Here is a 16814-nt window from a genome sequence, read left to right as displayed (position 1 = left end):
GCGGGGCGCGAAGGCTAGACGGTCGCCGGCGGGAGCAGGTGGGCGTACGGGGCGGACCCGTCCCCTCCGGCCCAGCACGGCTGCGAACTGATCGCGCAGGACATCGGGTTCGCCGTCCCGGTGCCTTCGTACTGGTACTCGATGGTCCACAGGAGCTGAGGATCGCTGGTGGCGCGCCACTGCATGACCACGTCATAGGCATCGCCGGAGAAGATGTTCCACTCCGTTTCGTAAACAGCGGAGTCACCGGGCTGCAGGACGAAGTTGTCCGGCGGGCCGGACACGATGCCGTTGTAGGTGCCCTGATACCGAGGTCCGTAGTAGCCGTTGATCAGCGCCACGCCCGTATCGTTTCTGATGTATTTGGCGATCGTGCCGATCCCCTGGACGGGTGCATTCGGGTCGTCACCGACGCGCACGGTGACCGTGCGGCTGCCGGCGGTCGGGTCGAAGATGTTGTGTCCGCCGTCGTCGACGGTGACCGTGAACGAGTCGTAGACGAAGTCCGGTCCGGGGGTGTAAGTCCAGGTCCCATCGGCGTTGATGGTCGCGGTGCCCTTCGTCGGGGCCTGAGTCACGGTGTATTTGACCTGTGCCCCTTCGGGATCGATCACATTGACGGCGCCCAGCACCTGACCGTTGGCACGCATTACGTACTCGTACGATTTGGCGGTGGGGGTCTGATCGAACAGGTTGCGGCGCACCAACAGCAACGCACCCTGCAAGAGGTCGGTCACCGGGTTGGTGCCCAGCCGCGACAGCACCGTCTGCACCGAATCCAGCCAGCCGTTGACGGCGATGTTGGCCTGCTGCGGGGTGGCGATCGATGGCCACGGCAGCGCGACGTCGGCCACGAGGTTTGCCTGGGCCTTCGCCGTTGCCGCGTCGGACAGCCCGACGGAGGCGGTGTCGGCGCTGACCGTCGTGTTGGCGGCCACCGGGCTGGCCACAGCTGGCCTGTTCGGATGCCCCCGGCGGGCGAAACTACTCACGACGACGGATTTGACGGCAGGCTCGCCCTCGCTCGCAGCGGCGGCGACAACCGTGGCGGCAGCACTCGGCCCTGACCCTGCTGGCTTAGCTGCGGCCGCAGAGCGTGACTGCGCACCGGCGAGCGGCGAGTCGGTTGCACGGCTCGACCGTGCCGAGTGGGCCTGCCCCGCCGACGCGGCACGATGATTTCCGGGCGCTGCATGACTCGTTGCTGAGGAGTCTGCGGAACCGGCATCGGCGGCCGCCAGTCCCTGGGCCTGTGGACCCAGTATCGACAGACCCACAGCGACCGCCGCGGTACCCACACCGGCACCAATCCTCGACAACGTCACCGAACACACCTCTCCTAAACCGACCAACGCTAAGAATGCCCGCCGAAGCTAGCACACCTCCAGCAACTGGTCCAACCAGTTGCTGGGCAGGGACCCGCATTGGGCGTCGATAGGCGATGGTGGGATGGTTGTGGGGTGGAGTTAGCGCCAATCCCCCGCTCGGGGACCGTGTCGGATGCGGTGTACACCCGCCTCGTCGAGGAAATCCTCAGCGGCCGATGGCCGGCCGACCGGTCAGCCCCCTCCGAACGTGATCTGGCCCTCGCACTCCAGGTCAATCGCCATTCGGTGCGCGAGGCGCTCAAACGCCTCCAGCAGGCGGGCCTGGTGCAGATCGGCCAGGGCGGCAACAGCCGGGTATTGGACTGGCACACCAACGCCGGGTTGGACATGCTCGCCGCGCTGACCGCAGCCGGGGTCGTGCCGCTGATCACGGCCGTGCTCGATACGGCCGTGATGCGGCGCACCGTCGGCACCCATGCGGCACGTCTGTGTGCACTGCGGGCCGACGAACAGCAACTGGCGGCAGTGTCCGCCGCCGCGGCGGACTATCCGGAATCCGGCGATATCAACACCTTCCGCGACGCGGACCTCGTCCTGTGGACCGCGATTATCATCGGCTCCGGCAACATCACCTACCGACTCGCGCTCAACACTCTCGTCCGCTCCATCGACGAGATCGGGCGTGAGTTCTACGTCAACCTCGACGCCGATGCGTTCATGGATCGCCAAATACATCTCGACCTTGCCGCAGCGCTGGCCCGGCGTGACGCCGATTCAGCGGAAGCCATCGCCTACAAATCGCTGTCGCCCTTGATCAATATGCTCTCCCCCGAGCCCCCGGAGTAGTTCCCAGCGAGTTCTGCTAGCGCTCAGGGCGGGGTCGGAGGACGCCCCCCGCGGGCGGCCAGCCAGTCCCGCTGCTCGTGCACAAAGTGCGCATCGACCGTCGCGCCGTGGCCGGGAACATAGATCGCCTCGGGCCCGCCCAGGTCCAGGACCCGATCCAACGCGGACGGCCACCTCCGCACATCCGAGCCCGCATCGATCGCCGGATCGCCGGACTGCTCGACCAGGTCTCCGCAGAAGACGACGGTGCATTGCCCCGGCGAGCGGGGCGCGACCACGACAACGAGATCGTGGTCGGTATGGCCCGGGCCGGGGTGTTCGACGTGCACGCCCCGGCTGCCGAGGTCGACCTCGGCGATGGTCACGATGTGATCGGGGGCGCGCACACCGTCGATGGCCCGGTCCACCTGCGTCGGGTCGGCCCCGTACTCCAGGGCGTGCGCGCGAACCTCACCGGTGTGCGTGGTCAGCGCGGTGGCGACCGCGGCCGGTGCGTAGATCTGGGCCTTACCGAAGCCCGCCGAGCCCAGTATGTGGTCGAAGTGGTGATGGGTCAGCACCACGTGGGTGACCACCCCACCGGCTAGCACAGACACATCATCGGCAATGTTGCCCGCTTCGAGAAGCGTTGTGCCGCAATCGATCAACAGGACTCCACGGGTCCCAACGACCAGTCCGACAGTGACGTCGAGGAACGGCAACCGACAGCGGTGAACACCGTCGGACAGCGCTTCCCAGTGATAGTGCATCACCGCGAAAATAGTCCATGTCCAGCGGCGCGGATGGGTACTTACGTTGCACTGTGTAGCTAATCGAATTATAGTCCAGACACATGTCCAGACAGCTCGCCGCCACCGTTCGGGTACTTCCACGATGACATACGCGAGCCCAGCGGCTCAGTCGGCCGCCTCGGTCATGGACATTCCAGGAGTGTGAGTATGCGTATTGCGTTGCTGTCCTACCGCAGCAAGACCCACTGTGGCGGGCAGGGCGTCTACGTTCGACACCTCAGCCGCGGGCTGGTGGAACTGGGCCACGACGTCGAGGTGTTTTCCGGCCAGCCCTACCCGGAGCTGCTCGACCCCCGGGTCCGACTGACCGAGGTGCCCAGCCTCGACCTGTACCGCGAACCCGATCCGTTCCGGGTGCCTCGGCCCAGCGAGATCCGCGACCAGATCGACGTGCTGGAACTGGCGACCATGTGGACCTCCGGATTCCCCGAGCCGCGCACCTTCAGTCTGCGTGCCGCGCGCCTGCTGGGGCAGCGCCGCGACGAGTTCGACGTCGTGCACGACAACCAATGCCTGGGAACCGGACTCCTCAGGATCGCCCAGACAGGTCTGCCCGTCGTGGCGACCGTGCACCACCCGATCACCCGTGATCGCGTGCTGGACCTCGCCGCGGCCAAATGGTGGCGAAAGCCGTTGGTGCACAGATGGTATGGCTTTGCACAGATGCAGAAGCGGGTTGCTCGCAAGATTCCCGACCTGCTGACCGTGTCGTCGTCGTCGGCCACCGATATCGCCGACGATTTCGGCGTGAGCCCGAGTCAGCTGCGCGTCGTGCCGCTGGGCGTCGACACCGAGCTGTTCAAGCCGTCCGACCAGCCGCGGGTGCCCGGCCGCATCATCGCGATCTCCAGTGCCGACCGGCCGCTCAAGGGCATCGGACACCTGCTGAACGCCGTGGCCAAGTTGCGTGCCACCCACGAACTGGAGTTACAGCTGGTGGCCAAGCTCGAGCCGAACGGCCCGACCGAGAAGCTCATCGCCGAGCTGGGTATCAGCGACATCGTGCACACCTCGCACGGATTGACCGACGACGAGCTGGCCCGGTTGTTCGCCTCCGCGGAAATCGCCTGCATTCCCTCGCTCTACGAAGGCTTCTCACTGCCCGCCGTGGAGGCAATGGCCAGCGGTACGCCCATCGTGGCCAGCCGGGCTGGTGCGCTGCCCGAGGTGCTCGGCCCCGACGGCGAATGCGCGGACCTGGTGAGCCCCGGTGACGTCGCCGAACTGATCGAAGCGCTCGGCAGGCAGCTGGACTCCCCCGAACGCCGCCAGTGGCTCGGCGCCGCGGGCCGGCGGCGCGCGCTCGACGTGTTCAGCTGGGAGTCGGTGGCCGCCCAGACGGTGCGGGTCTACGAGCAGGCCATCGCGCGGTCCGGGCGGATGACCACGACGGCCGAGGCGGTGGACGAACCATGCTGACCGTCGACTACGACCGGCTCGAGGTCGGTCCCGGCAAGAAGGTCATCGACGTCGGCTGCGGCGCCGGGCGGCACAGCTTCGAGGCGTACCGGCGCGGAGCCGACGTCATCGCCTTCGACCAGGATGCCGCCGAACTGGCCGACGTGGACACCCTGCTGCAGGCCATGGGCGAGGCCGGCGAGGCACCCGAATCGGCCAAGGCACAGGTAGTGGTGGGCGACGCGCTGGCACTGCCCTATCCCGACGACACATTCGACTGCGTGATCGCCTCGGAGATACTCGAACACATCCCCGACGACGACGCCGCGATCGCCGAGCTGATCCGGGTTCTCAAGCCCGGCGGGAAGCTGGCCGTCACGGTTCCCCGCTGGCTGCCGGAGCGGGTCTGCTGGCTGCTGTCCGACGAATACCACGCCAACGAAGGCGGCCACATCCGGATCTACAAGGCCGACCAACTGCGCGCCAAACTTGTTCGCGGCGGACTCACCTTCACCCATACGCACCACGCCCACGCGCTGCATGCGCCGTTCTGGTGGCTGAAATGTGCTGTCGGCGTGGATAAACCGGACCATCCCGCCGTCAAGGCGTATCACCAGCTGCTGGTGTGGGACATGATGTCTCGACCAGCGCTGACCCGGGTGACCGAGGCCGCACTCAACCCGCTGGTCGGCAAGAGTGTTGCCCTCTACTTCGAGAAGCCGATCTCGAATGCCGCGCCCCGCTGATCTCGAGGGCGTCCCGGGCGTCGCCGGCATCCTCACCCCGCAGCAGTGCCGCCAGACGGCGGAATCCATTGCTGCCGTGCAGGAATCCTCCGGCGAGATCCCGTGGTCGGACACCGGCCACACCGACGTCTGGGACCACGTCGAGTGCGCCATGGCGCTGACCGCGGCCGGACTACTCGAACCCGCCCGTGCCGCGTACGAATGGTGCCGCCGTCAACAGCGTTCCGACGGATCCTGGCCCATCCAGTACCGGCGCGGTGTCATCGAAGATCCCAACAGTGACAGCAACTTCTGCGCCTACATCGCCACCGGCGTGTGGCATCACGTACTGGTGACCGGCGATCGGCGATTCGCCGAGCACATGTGGCCAACCGTGCGGGCCGCGATCGACTTCGTGCTGGGCCTACAGGCCGGCACCGGCGAGATCTATTGGGCGCATAGCCCAGCCGGGGTGCTTGCCGAGGCTCTGTTGACCGGAAGCGCCAGTGTGTACCACAGCATCCGCTGCGCGCTGGCCCTTGCCGACCATCTCGACGACCCCCAGCCCGAATGGGAAGTCGCACTGGGCCGGCTCGGCCACGCGATCGCCGAGCACCCCGACGCCTTCACCGAGAAGCCGCACCATTCGATGGACTGGTACTACCCGATCCTCGGTGGGGCGCTACGAGGCCCGGGGGCATCCGCCCGGATCGCCGCTCGCTGGGACGAATTCGTGGTCGACGGGCTGGGCATCCGCTGCGTCAACGACCGACCGTGGGTGACCGGAGCCGAAACCTGCGAACTGGTCCTGGCCCTCGACGCGATGGGCGACCGGCACCGGGCGCGCGCACAGTTCGCCGCGATGCAGCACCTGCGGGAGGAAGACGGCTCCTACTGGACAGGCCTGGTGTTCTCCGACGGCAAGCGCTGGCCGGTCGAACGCACCACCTGGACCGGCGCGGCGGTCATCCTGGCCGCCGACGCACTGTCGGCGACCACCGGCGGCAGCGGGATCTTCCGCGCGGCCGAACTGCCCCGCGGCCTGGAAGGCGACTACGACTGTGAATGCGTCAGGCGCTGATCGGCTGCTCCCCCCACCGGCCGGGCGTCATCCCCTAGTCGCTTCGCTCGACCCGCTCCAACACCCGCAGCGATCCCGTGGCACCCACCTCGGTGAAATCGCCGGAATCCAGTGCACGGCAATAGATGTTGTAGGGCGGCCGGCCGCCGTCCCGAGGGTCGGGGAACACGTCGTGAATGATCAGCGTCCCACCGACCGCCACCCACTTGACCCATCCGTCGTAGTCCTGCTGCGCCGCGCTCTCGCTGTGTCCGCCGTCGATGAACAACAGCTGCAGGGGCGTTCGCCAACCGCGGGCGACCACCGTCGACTTACCCACCACTGCGACGATGGTGTCGTCGAGGTCTGCCGCGTCCAGGGTCCGGCGGAACGTCGGCAGGGTGTCGAATCGGCCACTGACCGGGTCAACCATGGTCGTATCGTGGAACTCCCAGCCCTGCTGATGCTCCTCGGATCCATGGTGGTGGTCGATCGTGTAGAGCACGCTGTCGGTTGCTGCCGCCGCCGCGCCGAGCAACACCGTCGACTTACCGCAGTACGTGCCGATTTCGACGGCCACGCCGTGGTCCAGGTAGCGGACGGCCGCGTCGTGGAGTGCGCGCCCCTCGTCGGCAGGCATGAAACCCACGACGCGGTCAGCGAGATCGAACAGTCTGGAAGTTTGCGCGGCAAGGGCGGTGTCGGGCTGGCTCATCCTCCGAACCTAGCCCGTCGGCATGGTCGATGGCCAGCGCGCACCTTGTCGCCCCAGATGCGTTGTAGTAGCGTCCGGACATGTGTCTGATCCGGTAGCTCGGGAATCCACGCGACGCCGGTTGACAGCCAAGCAGGCCGACACGGTGGACCGCTTGGGCCGAGCCGCCGTCGACGTGCTCAGCCGGGCAGGCTTCTCCGGCTTGACGATCCGGATGGTCGCCGCCGAAGCCGGCGTGGGTGCGGCAACGGCCTACACGTACTTCTCGTCCAAGGAGCATCTGGTCGCCGAGGTGTTCTGGCGCCGGCTGGCCTCGAGCCCCGCTCCTCCCGACAACTCCCCCGACCCGGTCGAGCGGGTGGTCGGTGTGCTGCGCAACATCGCCCTGCTGGTCGCCGACGAGCCGGAGTTGGCCGGGGCGGTCACCACCGCGTTGCTCGGCAAGGACCCCGACGTGGAGCACCTGCGGTTCCGCATCGGCCGTGAGATTCATCAGCGGCTGTGCTCAGCCCTTGGGACGCAATCCGATTCCGAGGTCATCGAGTCACTCGAACAGCTCTACGCCGGGGCCCTGGTGCGAGCCGGTATGGGGTATGCCTCCTACACCGAGATCGCCTCCCGGCTGGAGGCCTCGGCTCGGCTGCTGCTGACCTGAGGATCCGTCGCCAGGGGTTTCCGTACGGCGGCAGGGTTCTTGCTGACGCTGCCGTTCCAGGATCGTTTCGCGCTGCTGAGTTCCGGCGTCCGCATCGTGTACCTGGCGACCGTGGCCTGCTCGCTGACGGCCACCGTTTTGTTGGTGGCGCTGGCGCTGCGCCGCCTGGGGTCATAGCGCCAGGGTTTGACTGACAACCTGGCTGGGAACACCGCGGCCATGTTGATTCGCAGAGTTGCGCGACCCATGCTGGCTGCGGTGTTCATCGGCCAGGGGTTCGACGCGCTCAGAAGTCCCAAGCCGGCCGCCGAAGCCGCCCTTCCCACCCTCGAGGGTCTGCAGAAACTGCCCGAGCCGATCGGCTCGAACGTGCCCAGCGACCCCGAGACCTTCGCTCGGGTCAACGCGGCGGTGCAGATCGGCGGCGGACTACTACTGGCCTCGGGGCGGCTGCCCCGCCTGGCGTCGGCCGCGTTGGCGTTCACGGTGATTCCGGCCAACCTCGGCGCGCACATGTTCTGGGCCGAGACCGACCAGCACCTCAAGGCTCAGAAGCGCCGCGAGTTCCTGACCGACCTGAGCCTGCTGGGAGGGCTGATCATCGCCTCGGCTGACACCGCGGGCAAGCCGTCCCTGGGCTGGCGCGGGCGCCGGGCGGCCCGCAAGGTCACCGAGGCCGTTTCCTCGAATTTGTCGGGATCGAGTTCGGGCCTGCTGGACAGCGACATTCTGGACAAGGTGGGGCCCAAAGTGGGCCACGGACTGCACGTCGGCGCCGAACGTGGCCGCGAGCTGGCACTGGTCGCCGGCGAGCGAACCGCTCCGCTCCTGGAGACCGCGCGCAAACGAGGTGCGGTCATCGCCGATATCGCCCGCGAACGCGGCGCCGAATTGGCCGACGTCGCCCGCGAACGCGGCGCCGAATTCGCCGACGTCGCCCGCGAACGCGGCGCCGAATTGGCCGACGTCGCCCGCGAACGCGGCGCCGAGTTGGCGGAGGCGGCCAGGGATCAAGGCGGAGACATCGTCGAGACCACCCGTTCCCGCGCCAAGAAGGCCAACAAGAAGGCAACAAAGAAGGCCACGAAGTTAGCCAAGCACTGAGCCTTCGGATCGCGCCGCGGCGAAGCCACTGCCCACTGCGCCCCTCGGGGTAGATTGGGCCAGACCGAGCCAGCGGGAGGAGCGATCGATGACCACGGGTGACTACGATCCCAACGCCTACGGACCGCCCGGGGGGTATCCGCCACCACCGCCGCCCAACCCGTATGGTCAGCCGGGTTACGGTGGCTACCCGCCACCGGCGCCGTACGCGCAGCCGGGTGGGCTGGGGCTGCGTTTCGCCGCACGGCTCATCGACGGCATTCTCGTCGGCATCGTCGCATTCCTGCTCGCACTGATCTTCCATGCGACGAGCAATATCCTTGTCACCGGCCTGTTTTCGGGCGTGCTGACCTTCATCTACTTCGTCGCGTTCGAGGTGACGCAGGGCTGGACACCGGCCAAGAAGCTGCTCGGGCTCAGCGTGCACGGACCGGGCGGCGCACCGAAGCCGACCGTGCAACAATCGGCGATCCGCAACTCGTTCACCCTGTTGTCGATCGTTCCCTACATCGGCGGTCTGCTGGCCTTCATCGCCTACATCGTGATCGCGGTGACGATCAACAACAGCCCGACCAAGCAGGGCAAGCACGATGAGTTGGCCGGCGGCACGCAGGTACTCAAGGGCTGAGCGCCCGCTCAGACCACCAGGCTGAGCAGCAGCACAACCACCAGGCCGGTCACCGACAACACCGTCTCCATCAGTGACCAGGTTTTGATGGTCTGCCCCACGCTGATCCGGAAGTACTGGTTGACCAACCAGAATCCGGCGTCGTTGACGTGGGAGAAGAACAGCGAACCGGCGCCGACGGCGAGCACCACCAGCGACACCTGACTGCTACCGAGGCCTTCCACCAGCCCGAGTATCAGTGCGGAGGCGGTGATGGTTGCCACCGTCGCCGAGCCGGTCGCGAGCCGGATCAGCACGGCGAGTACCCACGCGAGCAGGATCACCGACATGTTGACGTCCTTGGCCCACTCGGCCAGCAGGGTGCCGATACCGCTGTCGACGAGCACCTGCTTGAAACCGCCACCGGCGGCGACGATCAGGATGATGCCGGCCACCGGGGGCAGCCCCGCCTCCACGCACGTGGTCACCTGCGCCCGGGACATCCCTGCACCGAGGCCCAGGGTGAAGATGCCGACGATGACCGCAATCAGCAGCGCCACCAGCGGGGTGCCGAGCACGTCGAAAGTGACTCGGAACCACTGGTCCTTGTCATCGATGAAGATGTCGACGAGCGCCTTGCCGAGCATCAGCGCCACCGGCAGCAGCACGCTGAACATCGTCATGCCGAACGACGGCCGGCGCAGCTGCGATTCCTTGCCGGTCGCCACCGCGGCGCCGGGACCCTCACCGCGCACGGCGAACTCGTCGCGGGCAAAGGTGTCCGGTGCGTCCACGACAACCCAGCGACCGGCCAGCTTCCCGAACAGCGGGCCCGCGACGATGATCGTCGGGATTGCCACGGCCACACCGAGAGCCAGCGTCAGGCCCAGGTCCGCGCCGAGCAGGTTGATCGCCGTCAACGGGCCCGGGTGCGGCGGCACGAAACCGTGCATCGCGGAAAGTCCGGCAAGGGCCGGGATACCGACCGTGATCAGGGACAGTTGCGAGCGCCGCGACACCAGATAGATGACGGGCATCAGCAGCACCAGACCGATCTCGAAGAACATCGGCAGGCCGATGATCGCTCCCACCAGCGCCATCGCCCACGGCAGGGCCCGCGGCGAGGCGTGGCCGACGATGGTGTCCACGATCTCGTCGGCGCCGCCGGAGTCGGCCAGCAGCTTGGCGAACATCGCCCCGAGCGCGATCAGGATGCCCACCCCCGCAGCGGTGGATCCGAACCCGTCGGAGAACGATTTCAGTACCTTCTCCAGGTTCTCCCCCGCCACGATCCCCACCGTCAGGGCCCCGAAGATCAGGGCGAGGAAGGGATGCAGGTGGGCCACCGTGATCAGGACGACGATCACCGCGATGCCGGCCAGGAACGCGATGATCAGCTGCCAGCCCGACGCCACCGGGGCGGCGAGCTCGGGCGCGTCGGCCAGTAGGGTGCTGGGCAGGTTCATCCGATCACTCCTGTCGTGCGGGACATGTAGCTGTCCACGATTGAATCGATGCTCTGGTCGACGTCGATGCTGATGCCGTCCTCGTCGACATCGAGCGGTTCGAGGGTCTCGAACTGCGAGGAGAGCAGTGATGCCGGCATGAAGTGCCCGGGCCTGCTGGCCTGCCTGCGCTGAATTACCTCGGGGGACCCGCTCAGGTGCAGGAACCTCAGGCCCGCGCAGTGCTGACGCAGCTGATCCCGATACTTACGCTTCAGCGCCGAGCAGCTGATCACGGCGCCGTCAGGGTGCTGCGCGAGCCAGTCACCGATCGCCTCCAGCCAGGGGTAACGGTCCTCGTCGTCGAGCGCGTGCCCGGCCGTCATCTTCGCGATATTGGCGGCCGGATGAAGGTCGTCGGCGTCGGCGAATGGCACCCGGAGCCGCTGCGCCAGCGCCGAGCCCACGGTCGATTTGCCCGATCCGGACACTCCCATGACGACGATGGGTGAAGTCATGCCTGCGTCTACCCTCCTGTGCGGCGTATCACACAGAATGCAATAATGATCATACGTTTGCAACCCACCATGATATTGATCTGATCTAAGACCTGTTGGTGCCGGCTATGACACCATGTATGCGTGAGTTCGGAGTCAATGGTCAGCGAGCTGCACAGCAGTGTGCTGACCGGACTCGGCTCCGCGATCGTCTCCGGGCGCTACGAGCCGGGGCACGTACTGACCCTCGAGAGCGTCAGCGCAGAGCATGGTGTGTCACGGTCGGTAGCCCGCGAGGCGATCCGGGTGCTGGAGTCCATGGGCATGGTCGCCCCCCGTCGGCGGGTCGGCATCACGATCCAGCCGGCGACCAACTGGAATGTGTTCGACCCGCGGGTGATCCGGTGGCGGCTGGACGTCGGCGACCGTGCGGCACAACTACTTTCACTCTCCGAGCTGCGGCGTGGCGTGGAACCGGCAGCGGCGGCCCTGGCCGCGCGACGGGCCGACCCGCACCACTGCCGGATCCTGGCGGCCGCCGTGTCCGACATGGTGGTCCATGGCCGCTCTGGAGATCTGGAAGCATACCTGTTGGCGGACAAGGTATTTCATCGCACGCTACTGGAGGCCAGTGGTAATGAGATGTTTCGGGCACTCTACGAGGTGGTCGCCGAAGTGCTCGCCGGACGCACTCACCACGGCATGATGCCCGCCCAGCCGAACCCCGCCGCGATCGAGCTGCACGACGAGGTGGCGCGGGCGGTACGGCTGCGCGACGATGCCGCCGCCGAGCGCGCCATGCGCGCCATCATCGACGAGTCGGCTGCCGCGCTGGCCGGCGATCTGGCCCGCCCTGCCCCCTGATCGTCACGGGCCCTGCAACAGCGCGATCAATGACTGCGCACCGGCAACGCTGCGCATCAGGTCGTTGAGATGGGTGCACGTCGACGTACCGCGCAGCTCCCGCCGGACCCGTGAGTGCAACTGCGCCAACGTCATTCCCGCCATGCGACGCCCGGAGTCGACCGCACCGGGACACTCCTGCCACGGCAGAACCCGCGGCGTCGCCTCGGCCCGCAGGATCAGCCCGGTGCCCCGCTCGACCGTCGCCAGCAACGTGTACTCGTGGATGATCGTCGTGACACCATCTGCGCGCACGTAGCTGTCCCGGAACATCGCATCGATCTCGATCGCGGTGTCCCCGGGACCGCCCGACACATCGATGCGGCGAGCGCGGCGCATCCCGTGCAGCGGGAGTTCACCGACGGCATGCCAGGCGTCGGGATCGTCGGCGTCGGCGAGGTCAGGGGCTGAAGGCCCGGTAACGATCGCGGGATCACCGGACTCGAACGACGTCATCAGCAACCCACCGCTGACGAATCCGGCACACTGGTCGGCGCGCGGGAGGTACCCGGTACGCACCCCGTCGATGTCACCGGACGCACCGAGGGCATGCCCGGAGATCAGGGTGCAACCGGGCACGTCGTCGAGCAGGGTGTAGCTGAGATCGCTGACTCGGTGCAAGTCCGGCATAGCGGCATCGACAACCGCCCGGAAGCCGCCCATCGGTGGGGCCCCGATCAGGTCGCCGACCGCGGAGATCGGCGGATCGACCTCGATGTGGCGCACTCGCTGCGACATCATCTCGACCGTGGCGGCCAAGGCAGCGGTGCCGGTCACCCGGGACGCGCCGTCCGCCCCGGTGACCAGGTCGCGGCCCCGCCCGATCAGCTGCACCGGGTCCGGCTGACCCGGGATTCTGATGATGTCCATCGAGGTCGTCCGGCGCGCCGACCCGGGCCGCCGCGCCGGGGTGACCCGGGTCGGCTCGTGCGGCCCGTGCAAGGGGTGCAGCGAGAAACCCGGCGTTCCGAGTTCGGTCGGCGGCATCGGCCCGGCCCCGTCAGGCCGTTGGTGCGTAGCTGAAATTGACCTGATCGCCGTTCACCTCGGTGACCGTCAAGGTGAAGTCCTGGCTCTGCTCGCCGGCCACGACGGTGCACTCGATGGTGGTGCCCGTCTTGCCCTCCAGGTTGTCCGAGCAGTCCGCGGAGTCTGGCCGCTGTCCCACCTGGGTCGCCAGCTGATCGAGCAACGAGTTCTCGACCTGGTCCTTGGCCAGCACAGGCAGGACGATGAAATTCATCAACAGGCCGTCGACGTTGGTCACCTCGACGGTGCGTTTGAGGGTGATGCCACCCGCCGTCACCTCGCAATGGGCTTCGGCACCCGGCTTGCCGTCCAGGCCGGACTCGCAGTTCACCGAGTCCACCGCCGGGCCGGAGGGCTCGGACAGCAGATTCGAGACCGCCTTGTCGAGTTGCTCTTTGGACACCGCCGGTGTCATGTCGTAACTGACCGTCGACCCGTCGACCTTGGTGACCGTCACGACGGGCTCGAGACGATTGGTGCTGCTCAGTACCAGCTCGCAGCGCGTGCTCTTGCCGACCTCTCCCTGGAGGTCGTCCTTGCAGGTCACTGTCTGCGGCTTCTGGCCCGCCTTCTCCAGCCGGGCCAAGATCTCCTTCTCCAGGTCGGTCTTGGACACCACCGGCGGCCCGCCGGTGCTGACGTTGACCGAACAGCCGCTCAACGCGGTACCGGCGAGACCGACCGCCACCACCGCGGCGCCCAGAACCATCAGTCGCACCATGACCTCCAAGAACTCGTCGCCGCCCGGGCAGTCCGGCCGCATCCGCGAGCAAGATACCAAGCGAGAAGTGGTTGACTGCAGGAGTGAGCAGGACACCTCTGTTGGCCCGGCGCTTCTTCGACCGCTTCGAGCCGGTGCACGCCGTCACCTACTTCGCCCCCGGGGTACGAACCGCGTTGGACGCCATGGGATTCGTCGGATTCTGGCGCGGCTATTTCGCCGCCCGCTCGGCGCCCCTTGGACAGCTGCCCGCCGAGGTGGTGACCGCCATCTTCTACAACTTCTCCGCCGAGCGGGTGGCCAAGGCCGTACCGGCGATCTGGGATATCGCCGCACCCGCCGACATGGTGCGGGTACGCGCTGACACGGCGGTCGCCGCGCTGCGTGGCTACGGCTTGACCGACGACACCCCGGGCGTCGGGCAGGCCGCCGACCTGGCCGGGCTCGCCGCTCGGGGTGCGCCATCCGACGGCCGCCCGCTATTCGCGGCGAACCTGGCATTGCCCTGGCCCGACACCCCATTGGCCGCGCTGTGGCACGCCGCCACGCTGCTGCGCGAGCACCGCGGGGACGGCCATGTGGCGGTGCTGGTGAGCGAAGGCATCAGCGGGCGGGAGTCCAACGTCTTTCACTGCGCCGCTGGAGCGGTGCCGGCCGACTTCATCAAACGCAGCCGTGACTACTCCGACGAGGAATGGGACGCCTGCGTCGCGGCGCTCGCCGAGCGCGGATTACTCACGGCTGCAAGCACTCTCACCGATGAGGGCCGCGCTCTCAAGCACCACGTCGAGCTGCGCACCGACACCCTCGCGCTGGGCGGCTTGCGTGCGCTGGGCGACACCGCGGTGGAGCGGCTCTTCGCCGCGCTGACGCCGATCACCCGCCGGGTCATCGCCGGCGGTGACATCCCGGCCGCGACACCGATGGCCCTGCGCCGCGATGAACTCGACGACAACTCCGCGCGCCTCTAGAGGTTGCGATTCCACTCCACCCAGCCGACTCCGTGGCGACCGTCCGCGGTCTCGACGGAAACCCAGGCCCGCGGGAACTGGCTGATCCGGCCGTCCGGCCCGACCAGTCGCACCGGCGCATGACCCCGGACGTCGATGGTGGTCTGGACCGGACCTGGCTCGTAGTCGATGGTCGTCGACAGCGGTAACCCGTTGTCGGCGAACGATGCCTGCGCGGTGACCGACGTCGTCTCGACGACGAACTCGCCCTGACGCTGCAGATAGCCCACGCTGACCGGCGACATCCCCGGGATGCGCAGGTCGACGCCATGCAGATGGGTGCCATCGTCGAGATGCAGCGCACTCCAGACCCAGTCCATGCTCCACCAGTCCCGCACGCCGTGGGAGTGGTCCCGTTGACCGGGAACCGACTCGAACTGGTAGCTGCGCCCAGCGATGGTGACGGTTCCGGTGATCGTGCAAGGGATCTCGTAGCGGGTGGTGATCCGGTAGGCGTACGGGGTGCCCGCCGTCGTCCAGGTCAGGTCCATCTCCAGGTCGACGGGACGTCCCGGTTCACCGCGCAACAGCGCCGACGGATCGTCGTACTCCTGGGCGGAGCCACGGACCTCAACCCGGTAGGACTGCAGCGGAGTGACTGCCCCGTGGCGCATTTCGGCGCCATCGCCGTGCACCACGGCAGGGTCGGCCGGCAGCGGCGCCTCGAAGTCGAGCAGTGCAACGGTCGGCATGTCCGGGCCGCACACCAGGGCGTTGATCCATGCCACCTTCTGGTTGGGCACCAGGCCCAGCCGGATCCAGCCGCCGACATTCTGCCGCGGATCGGCGAAATCCCAGTACCAGCTCTCGTTCCACAGCGGCTCGTCGCCAGGCTGATGGGGGCCCTCGTCGACCGGGTCGGGGGTCAGGGCCGGCGGGGTGGACGGATCGGGGAGGACCTCCAAGGCGCCCGTGTCGAGCACATGGCTGCTGTGCCGCTCGAGCATGGTCAAGAACATCTGGTCACCGCGTTCGGTGCGTTCGACGAGCATCGCCGACACCACGGCCATCATCACGCCCGCGAAGCTCTGGCGCCGGACGCCGTCGCGGACATCGTCGAGGTTGATCGGCGGATTCGGGCCCAGCCCTTGGTGATACGCACCCAGCAGCCGCTCGTAGTTGGCCCTGCGGTCCTCGACCGGCAACGCGCACCCGATGAAGTACGCCACGTCGGTCATCGCCGGGCCCCACGTGACGGTCTGCCAGTCGACCACGGTGAGGTCGCGCCGCGAACCGGGCCGTCCGAACAGCATGTTGTCCAGCCGGTAGTCGCCGTGCACCAGACCCTTGATCGGATCGGCGCCCTCGGCGATCACGTAGGCGTCGAAGCTGTTCACAAAGCGCTCGCACACCAGCCTCTGCTCGGGGGTGATCGCGTCGCCGTAGCGGTCGGCGAAGGCGGCGAACAGCTGACCGATCATCGCCTGGTTCAGCGGGGCGTCGCGGTTGAGCCACTCCGCCTCGGCCAGGGTGTGGCTGCCGATCACCGGCGCATGCAGGCGTCCGAGTTCGGTCAGCGCCAGGACGGCATCACCGATGGAGGCTCCGCGGATCTCGTCGCCGACCTCGGCGGGGGCGGCGTCGTCGAGCAGGAGCGCGAAGATGCCGGTCTCCGGATCGTAGGACGCGTGGTAACACTGGGCGATCGGGCCGCCCAGCCGGGGTGCCACGTCGGTGTAGAACTTCACTTCCCGCTCGTAGAGCCCCAGCGCCTGCCCGGTCTGCCGGCTCATCGGGTCGGTGGCGGCGACCTTGAGCACGACCGAAGCGGGTCCGTCGCCCTCGCGGTAGGTCAGTCCGATCCGATAGCACTCGCTCATCTGGCCGGTGCCGATCCGCTCGGTGGTGAAGTCGGCGACGTCACCCGCGCCGATCGCGGCAGTCAGCCATTGTGCGGTCAGATCGCTGGGCCGTTCGATGACGATGTCGTTGGTCTGCACGCGACCAAACCTAGGCCACCGCGGCCGATCGCCGATGGGT

16 protein-coding genes and 2 pseudogenes are annotated in these 16814 nt (G+C 67.6%); 10 read left to right on the top strand and 8 right to left on the bottom strand.

The window, feature by feature from the left end; all coding sequences use genetic code 11:
* Window positions 1–14: 14 nt before the first annotated feature.
* On the bottom strand, window positions 15–992 hold the full coding sequence (locus ADBZ9K_RS03305) for a cadherin-like domain-containing protein (RefSeq protein ID WP_526618487.1): 978 nt from the start codon (window positions 990–992) through the stop codon (window positions 15–17).
* A 501-nt stretch (window positions 993–1493) separates the two neighbouring features.
* Here ADBZ9K_RS03305 and ADBZ9K_RS03300 point away from each other — a divergent pair.
* Window positions 1494–2174 (top strand): FadR/GntR family transcriptional regulator, encoded by a 681-nt coding sequence (locus ADBZ9K_RS03300; RefSeq protein WP_526618486.1) that lies wholly within the window; start codon window positions 1494–1496, stop codon window positions 2172–2174.
* 23 nt (window positions 2175–2197) lie between these two features.
* On the opposite strand, the gene ADBZ9K_RS03295 is transcribed toward ADBZ9K_RS03300, so the two are convergent.
* The gene (locus ADBZ9K_RS03295) at window positions 2198–2923 is read right to left on the bottom strand and encodes an MBL fold metallo-hydrolase (RefSeq protein ID WP_526618485.1); all 726 of its coding nucleotides are present in this window, start codon (window positions 2921–2923) and stop codon (window positions 2198–2200) included.
* 189 nt (window positions 2924–3112) lie between these two features.
* Here ADBZ9K_RS03295 and manT point away from each other — a divergent pair, with 189 nt between their 5' ends.
* The 3 genes from manT to mmpH are packed head-to-tail and all read left to right on the top strand — an operon-like array spanning window position 3113 to window position 6169.
* Window positions 3113–4384: an MMP alpha-(1->4)-mannosyltransferase gene (gene manT / locus ADBZ9K_RS03290; protein ID WP_526618484.1), complete on the top strand. Its 1272-nt coding sequence runs from the start codon at window positions 3113–3115 to the stop codon at window positions 4382–4384.
* Window positions 4378–5109, top strand: a complete 732-nt coding sequence (locus ADBZ9K_RS03285; protein ID WP_526618483.1) for a class I SAM-dependent methyltransferase — start codon at window positions 4378–4380, stop codon at window positions 5107–5109. Before manT ends, ADBZ9K_RS03285 begins: the two co-directional genes overlap by 7 nt.
* A complete protein-coding gene (gene mmpH, locus ADBZ9K_RS03280) occupies window positions 5093–6169 on the top strand; it encodes an MMP endo-(1,4)-3-O-methyl-alpha-D-mannosidase (RefSeq protein WP_526618481.1) in 1077 nt (358 codons plus the stop codon). Before ADBZ9K_RS03285 ends, mmpH begins: the two co-directional genes overlap by 17 nt.
* 34 nt (window positions 6170–6203) lie before the next feature.
* Here the strand turns inward: mmpH and ADBZ9K_RS03275 are convergent, their stop codons facing one another.
* On the bottom strand, window positions 6204–6863 hold the full coding sequence (locus ADBZ9K_RS03275; protein WP_526618480.1) for a class I SAM-dependent methyltransferase: 660 nt from the start codon (window positions 6861–6863) through the stop codon (window positions 6204–6206).
* A gap of 82 nt (window positions 6864–6945) precedes the next feature.
* On the opposite strand from ADBZ9K_RS03275, the gene ADBZ9K_RS03270 reads away from it, so the two are divergent.
* From ADBZ9K_RS03270 to ADBZ9K_RS03255, 4 genes and pseudogenes are all read left to right on the top strand, one after another.
* On the top strand, window positions 6946–7518 hold the full coding sequence (locus ADBZ9K_RS03270; RefSeq protein ID WP_526618479.1) for a TetR/AcrR family transcriptional regulator: 573 nt from the start codon (window positions 6946–6948) through the stop codon (window positions 7516–7518).
* A 6-nt stretch (window positions 7519–7524) separates the two neighbouring features.
* Window positions 7525–7686 (top strand): annotated as a pseudogene (locus tag ADBZ9K_RS03265) (DUF6328 family protein); the annotation flags it as partial.
* Between the two features lie 51 nt (window positions 7687–7737).
* The gene (locus tag ADBZ9K_RS03260; protein WP_526618478.1) at window positions 7738–8622 is read left to right on the top strand and encodes a DoxX family membrane protein; all 885 of its coding nucleotides are present in this window, start codon (window positions 7738–7740) and stop codon (window positions 8620–8622) included.
* An 88-nt stretch (window positions 8623–8710) separates the two neighbouring features.
* The gene (locus ADBZ9K_RS03255; RefSeq protein ID WP_526618477.1) at window positions 8711–9250 is read left to right on the top strand and encodes an RDD family protein; all 540 of its coding nucleotides are present in this window, start codon (window positions 8711–8713) and stop codon (window positions 9248–9250) included.
* Window positions 9251–9258: 8 nt separating this feature from the next.
* On the opposite strand, the gene ADBZ9K_RS03250 is transcribed toward ADBZ9K_RS03255, so the two are convergent.
* Both ADBZ9K_RS03250 and ADBZ9K_RS03245 read right to left on the bottom strand, forming a co-directional pair.
* Window positions 9259–10695, bottom strand: coding sequence for a GntP family permease (locus ADBZ9K_RS03250; RefSeq protein ID WP_526618475.1), 1437 nt, complete (start codon window positions 10693–10695; stop codon window positions 9259–9261).
* Window positions 10692–11192, bottom strand: coding sequence for a gluconokinase (locus tag ADBZ9K_RS03245; RefSeq protein WP_526618474.1), 501 nt, complete (start codon window positions 11190–11192; stop codon window positions 10692–10694). The genes ADBZ9K_RS03250 and ADBZ9K_RS03245 overlap by 4 nt, the downstream gene beginning before the upstream one ends.
* A gap of 138 nt (window positions 11193–11330) precedes the next feature.
* Between ADBZ9K_RS03245 and ADBZ9K_RS03240 the strand changes: the two genes are divergently transcribed.
* Window positions 11331–12035, top strand: a complete 705-nt coding sequence (locus ADBZ9K_RS03240; protein ID WP_526620689.1) for a FadR/GntR family transcriptional regulator — start codon at window positions 11331–11333, stop codon at window positions 12033–12035.
* Window positions 12036–12131: 96 nt separating this feature from the next.
* On the opposite strand, the pseudogene ADBZ9K_RS03235 reads toward ADBZ9K_RS03240, so the two are convergent.
* Window positions 12132–12413: pseudogene (locus ADBZ9K_RS03235) on the bottom strand (DUF2889 domain-containing protein); the annotation flags it as partial.
* Between the two features lie 661 nt (window positions 12414–13074).
* The gene (locus ADBZ9K_RS03230; RefSeq protein WP_526618472.1) at window positions 13075–13866 is read right to left on the bottom strand and encodes a DUF4333 domain-containing protein; all 792 of its coding nucleotides are present in this window, start codon (window positions 13864–13866) and stop codon (window positions 13075–13077) included.
* A gap of 41 nt (window positions 13867–13907) precedes the next feature.
* Between ADBZ9K_RS03230 and ADBZ9K_RS03225 the strand changes: the two genes are divergently transcribed.
* On the top strand, window positions 13908–14795 hold the full coding sequence (locus ADBZ9K_RS03225) for an SCO6745 family protein (protein WP_526618471.1): 888 nt from the start codon (window positions 13908–13910) through the stop codon (window positions 14793–14795).
* Here ADBZ9K_RS03225 and ADBZ9K_RS03220 read toward each other — a convergent pair.
* On the bottom strand, window positions 14792–16774 hold the full coding sequence (locus tag ADBZ9K_RS03220; RefSeq protein ID WP_526618469.1) for a DUF7064 domain-containing protein: 1983 nt from the start codon (window positions 16772–16774) through the stop codon (window positions 14792–14794). The genes ADBZ9K_RS03225 and ADBZ9K_RS03220 overlap by 4 nt on opposite strands.
* Between the last annotated feature and the right edge of the window lie 40 nt (window positions 16775–16814).

Source organism: Mycobacterium sp., from assembly GCF_965229265.1.
Classification (GTDB): Bacteria; Actinomycetota; Actinomycetes; order Mycobacteriales; family Mycobacteriaceae; genus Mycobacterium.
The sequence above is the reverse complement of the archived record's forward strand: the minus strand, read 5'-3'. Positions and strand labels throughout refer to the sequence as shown.

What these genes read in the sequence shown, in the direction of transcription:
- ADBZ9K_RS03285 (WP_526618483.1), top strand. Translation starts at nt 4,378, where the DNA reads ATGCTGACCGTCGACTACGACCGGCTCGAGGTCGGTCCCGGCAAGAAG.
- ADBZ9K_RS03275 (WP_526618480.1), bottom strand. Translation starts at nt 6,863, where the DNA reads ATGAGCCAGCCCGACACCGCCCTTGCCGCGCAAACTTCCAGACTGTTC.
- ADBZ9K_RS03260 (WP_526618478.1), top strand. Translation starts at nt 7,738, where the DNA reads ATGTTGATTCGCAGAGTTGCGCGACCCATGCTGGCTGCGGTGTTCATC.
- mmpH (WP_526618481.1), top strand. Translation starts at nt 5,093, where the DNA reads ATGCCGCGCCCCGCTGATCTCGAGGGCGTCCCGGGCGTCGCCGGCATC.
- ADBZ9K_RS03245 (WP_526618474.1), bottom strand. Translation starts at nt 11,192, where the DNA reads ATGACTTCACCCATCGTCGTCATGGGAGTGTCCGGATCGGGCAAATCG.
- ADBZ9K_RS03250 (WP_526618475.1), bottom strand. Translation starts at nt 10,695, where the DNA reads ATGAACCTGCCCAGCACCCTACTGGCCGACGCGCCCGAGCTCGCCGCC.
- ADBZ9K_RS03230 (WP_526618472.1), bottom strand. Translation starts at nt 13,866, where the DNA reads ATGCGGCCGGACTGCCCGGGCGGCGACGAGTTCTTGGAGGTCATGGTG.
- ADBZ9K_RS03255 (WP_526618477.1), top strand. Translation starts at nt 8,711, where the DNA reads ATGACCACGGGTGACTACGATCCCAACGCCTACGGACCGCCCGGGGGG.
- ADBZ9K_RS03295 (WP_526618485.1), bottom strand. Translation starts at nt 2,923, where the DNA reads ATGCACTATCACTGGGAAGCGCTGTCCGACGGTGTTCACCGCTGTCGG.
- ADBZ9K_RS03240 (WP_526620689.1), top strand. Translation starts at nt 11,331, where the DNA reads ATGGTCAGCGAGCTGCACAGCAGTGTGCTGACCGGACTCGGCTCCGCG.
- manT (WP_526618484.1), top strand. Translation starts at nt 3,113, where the DNA reads ATGCGTATTGCGTTGCTGTCCTACCGCAGCAAGACCCACTGTGGCGGG.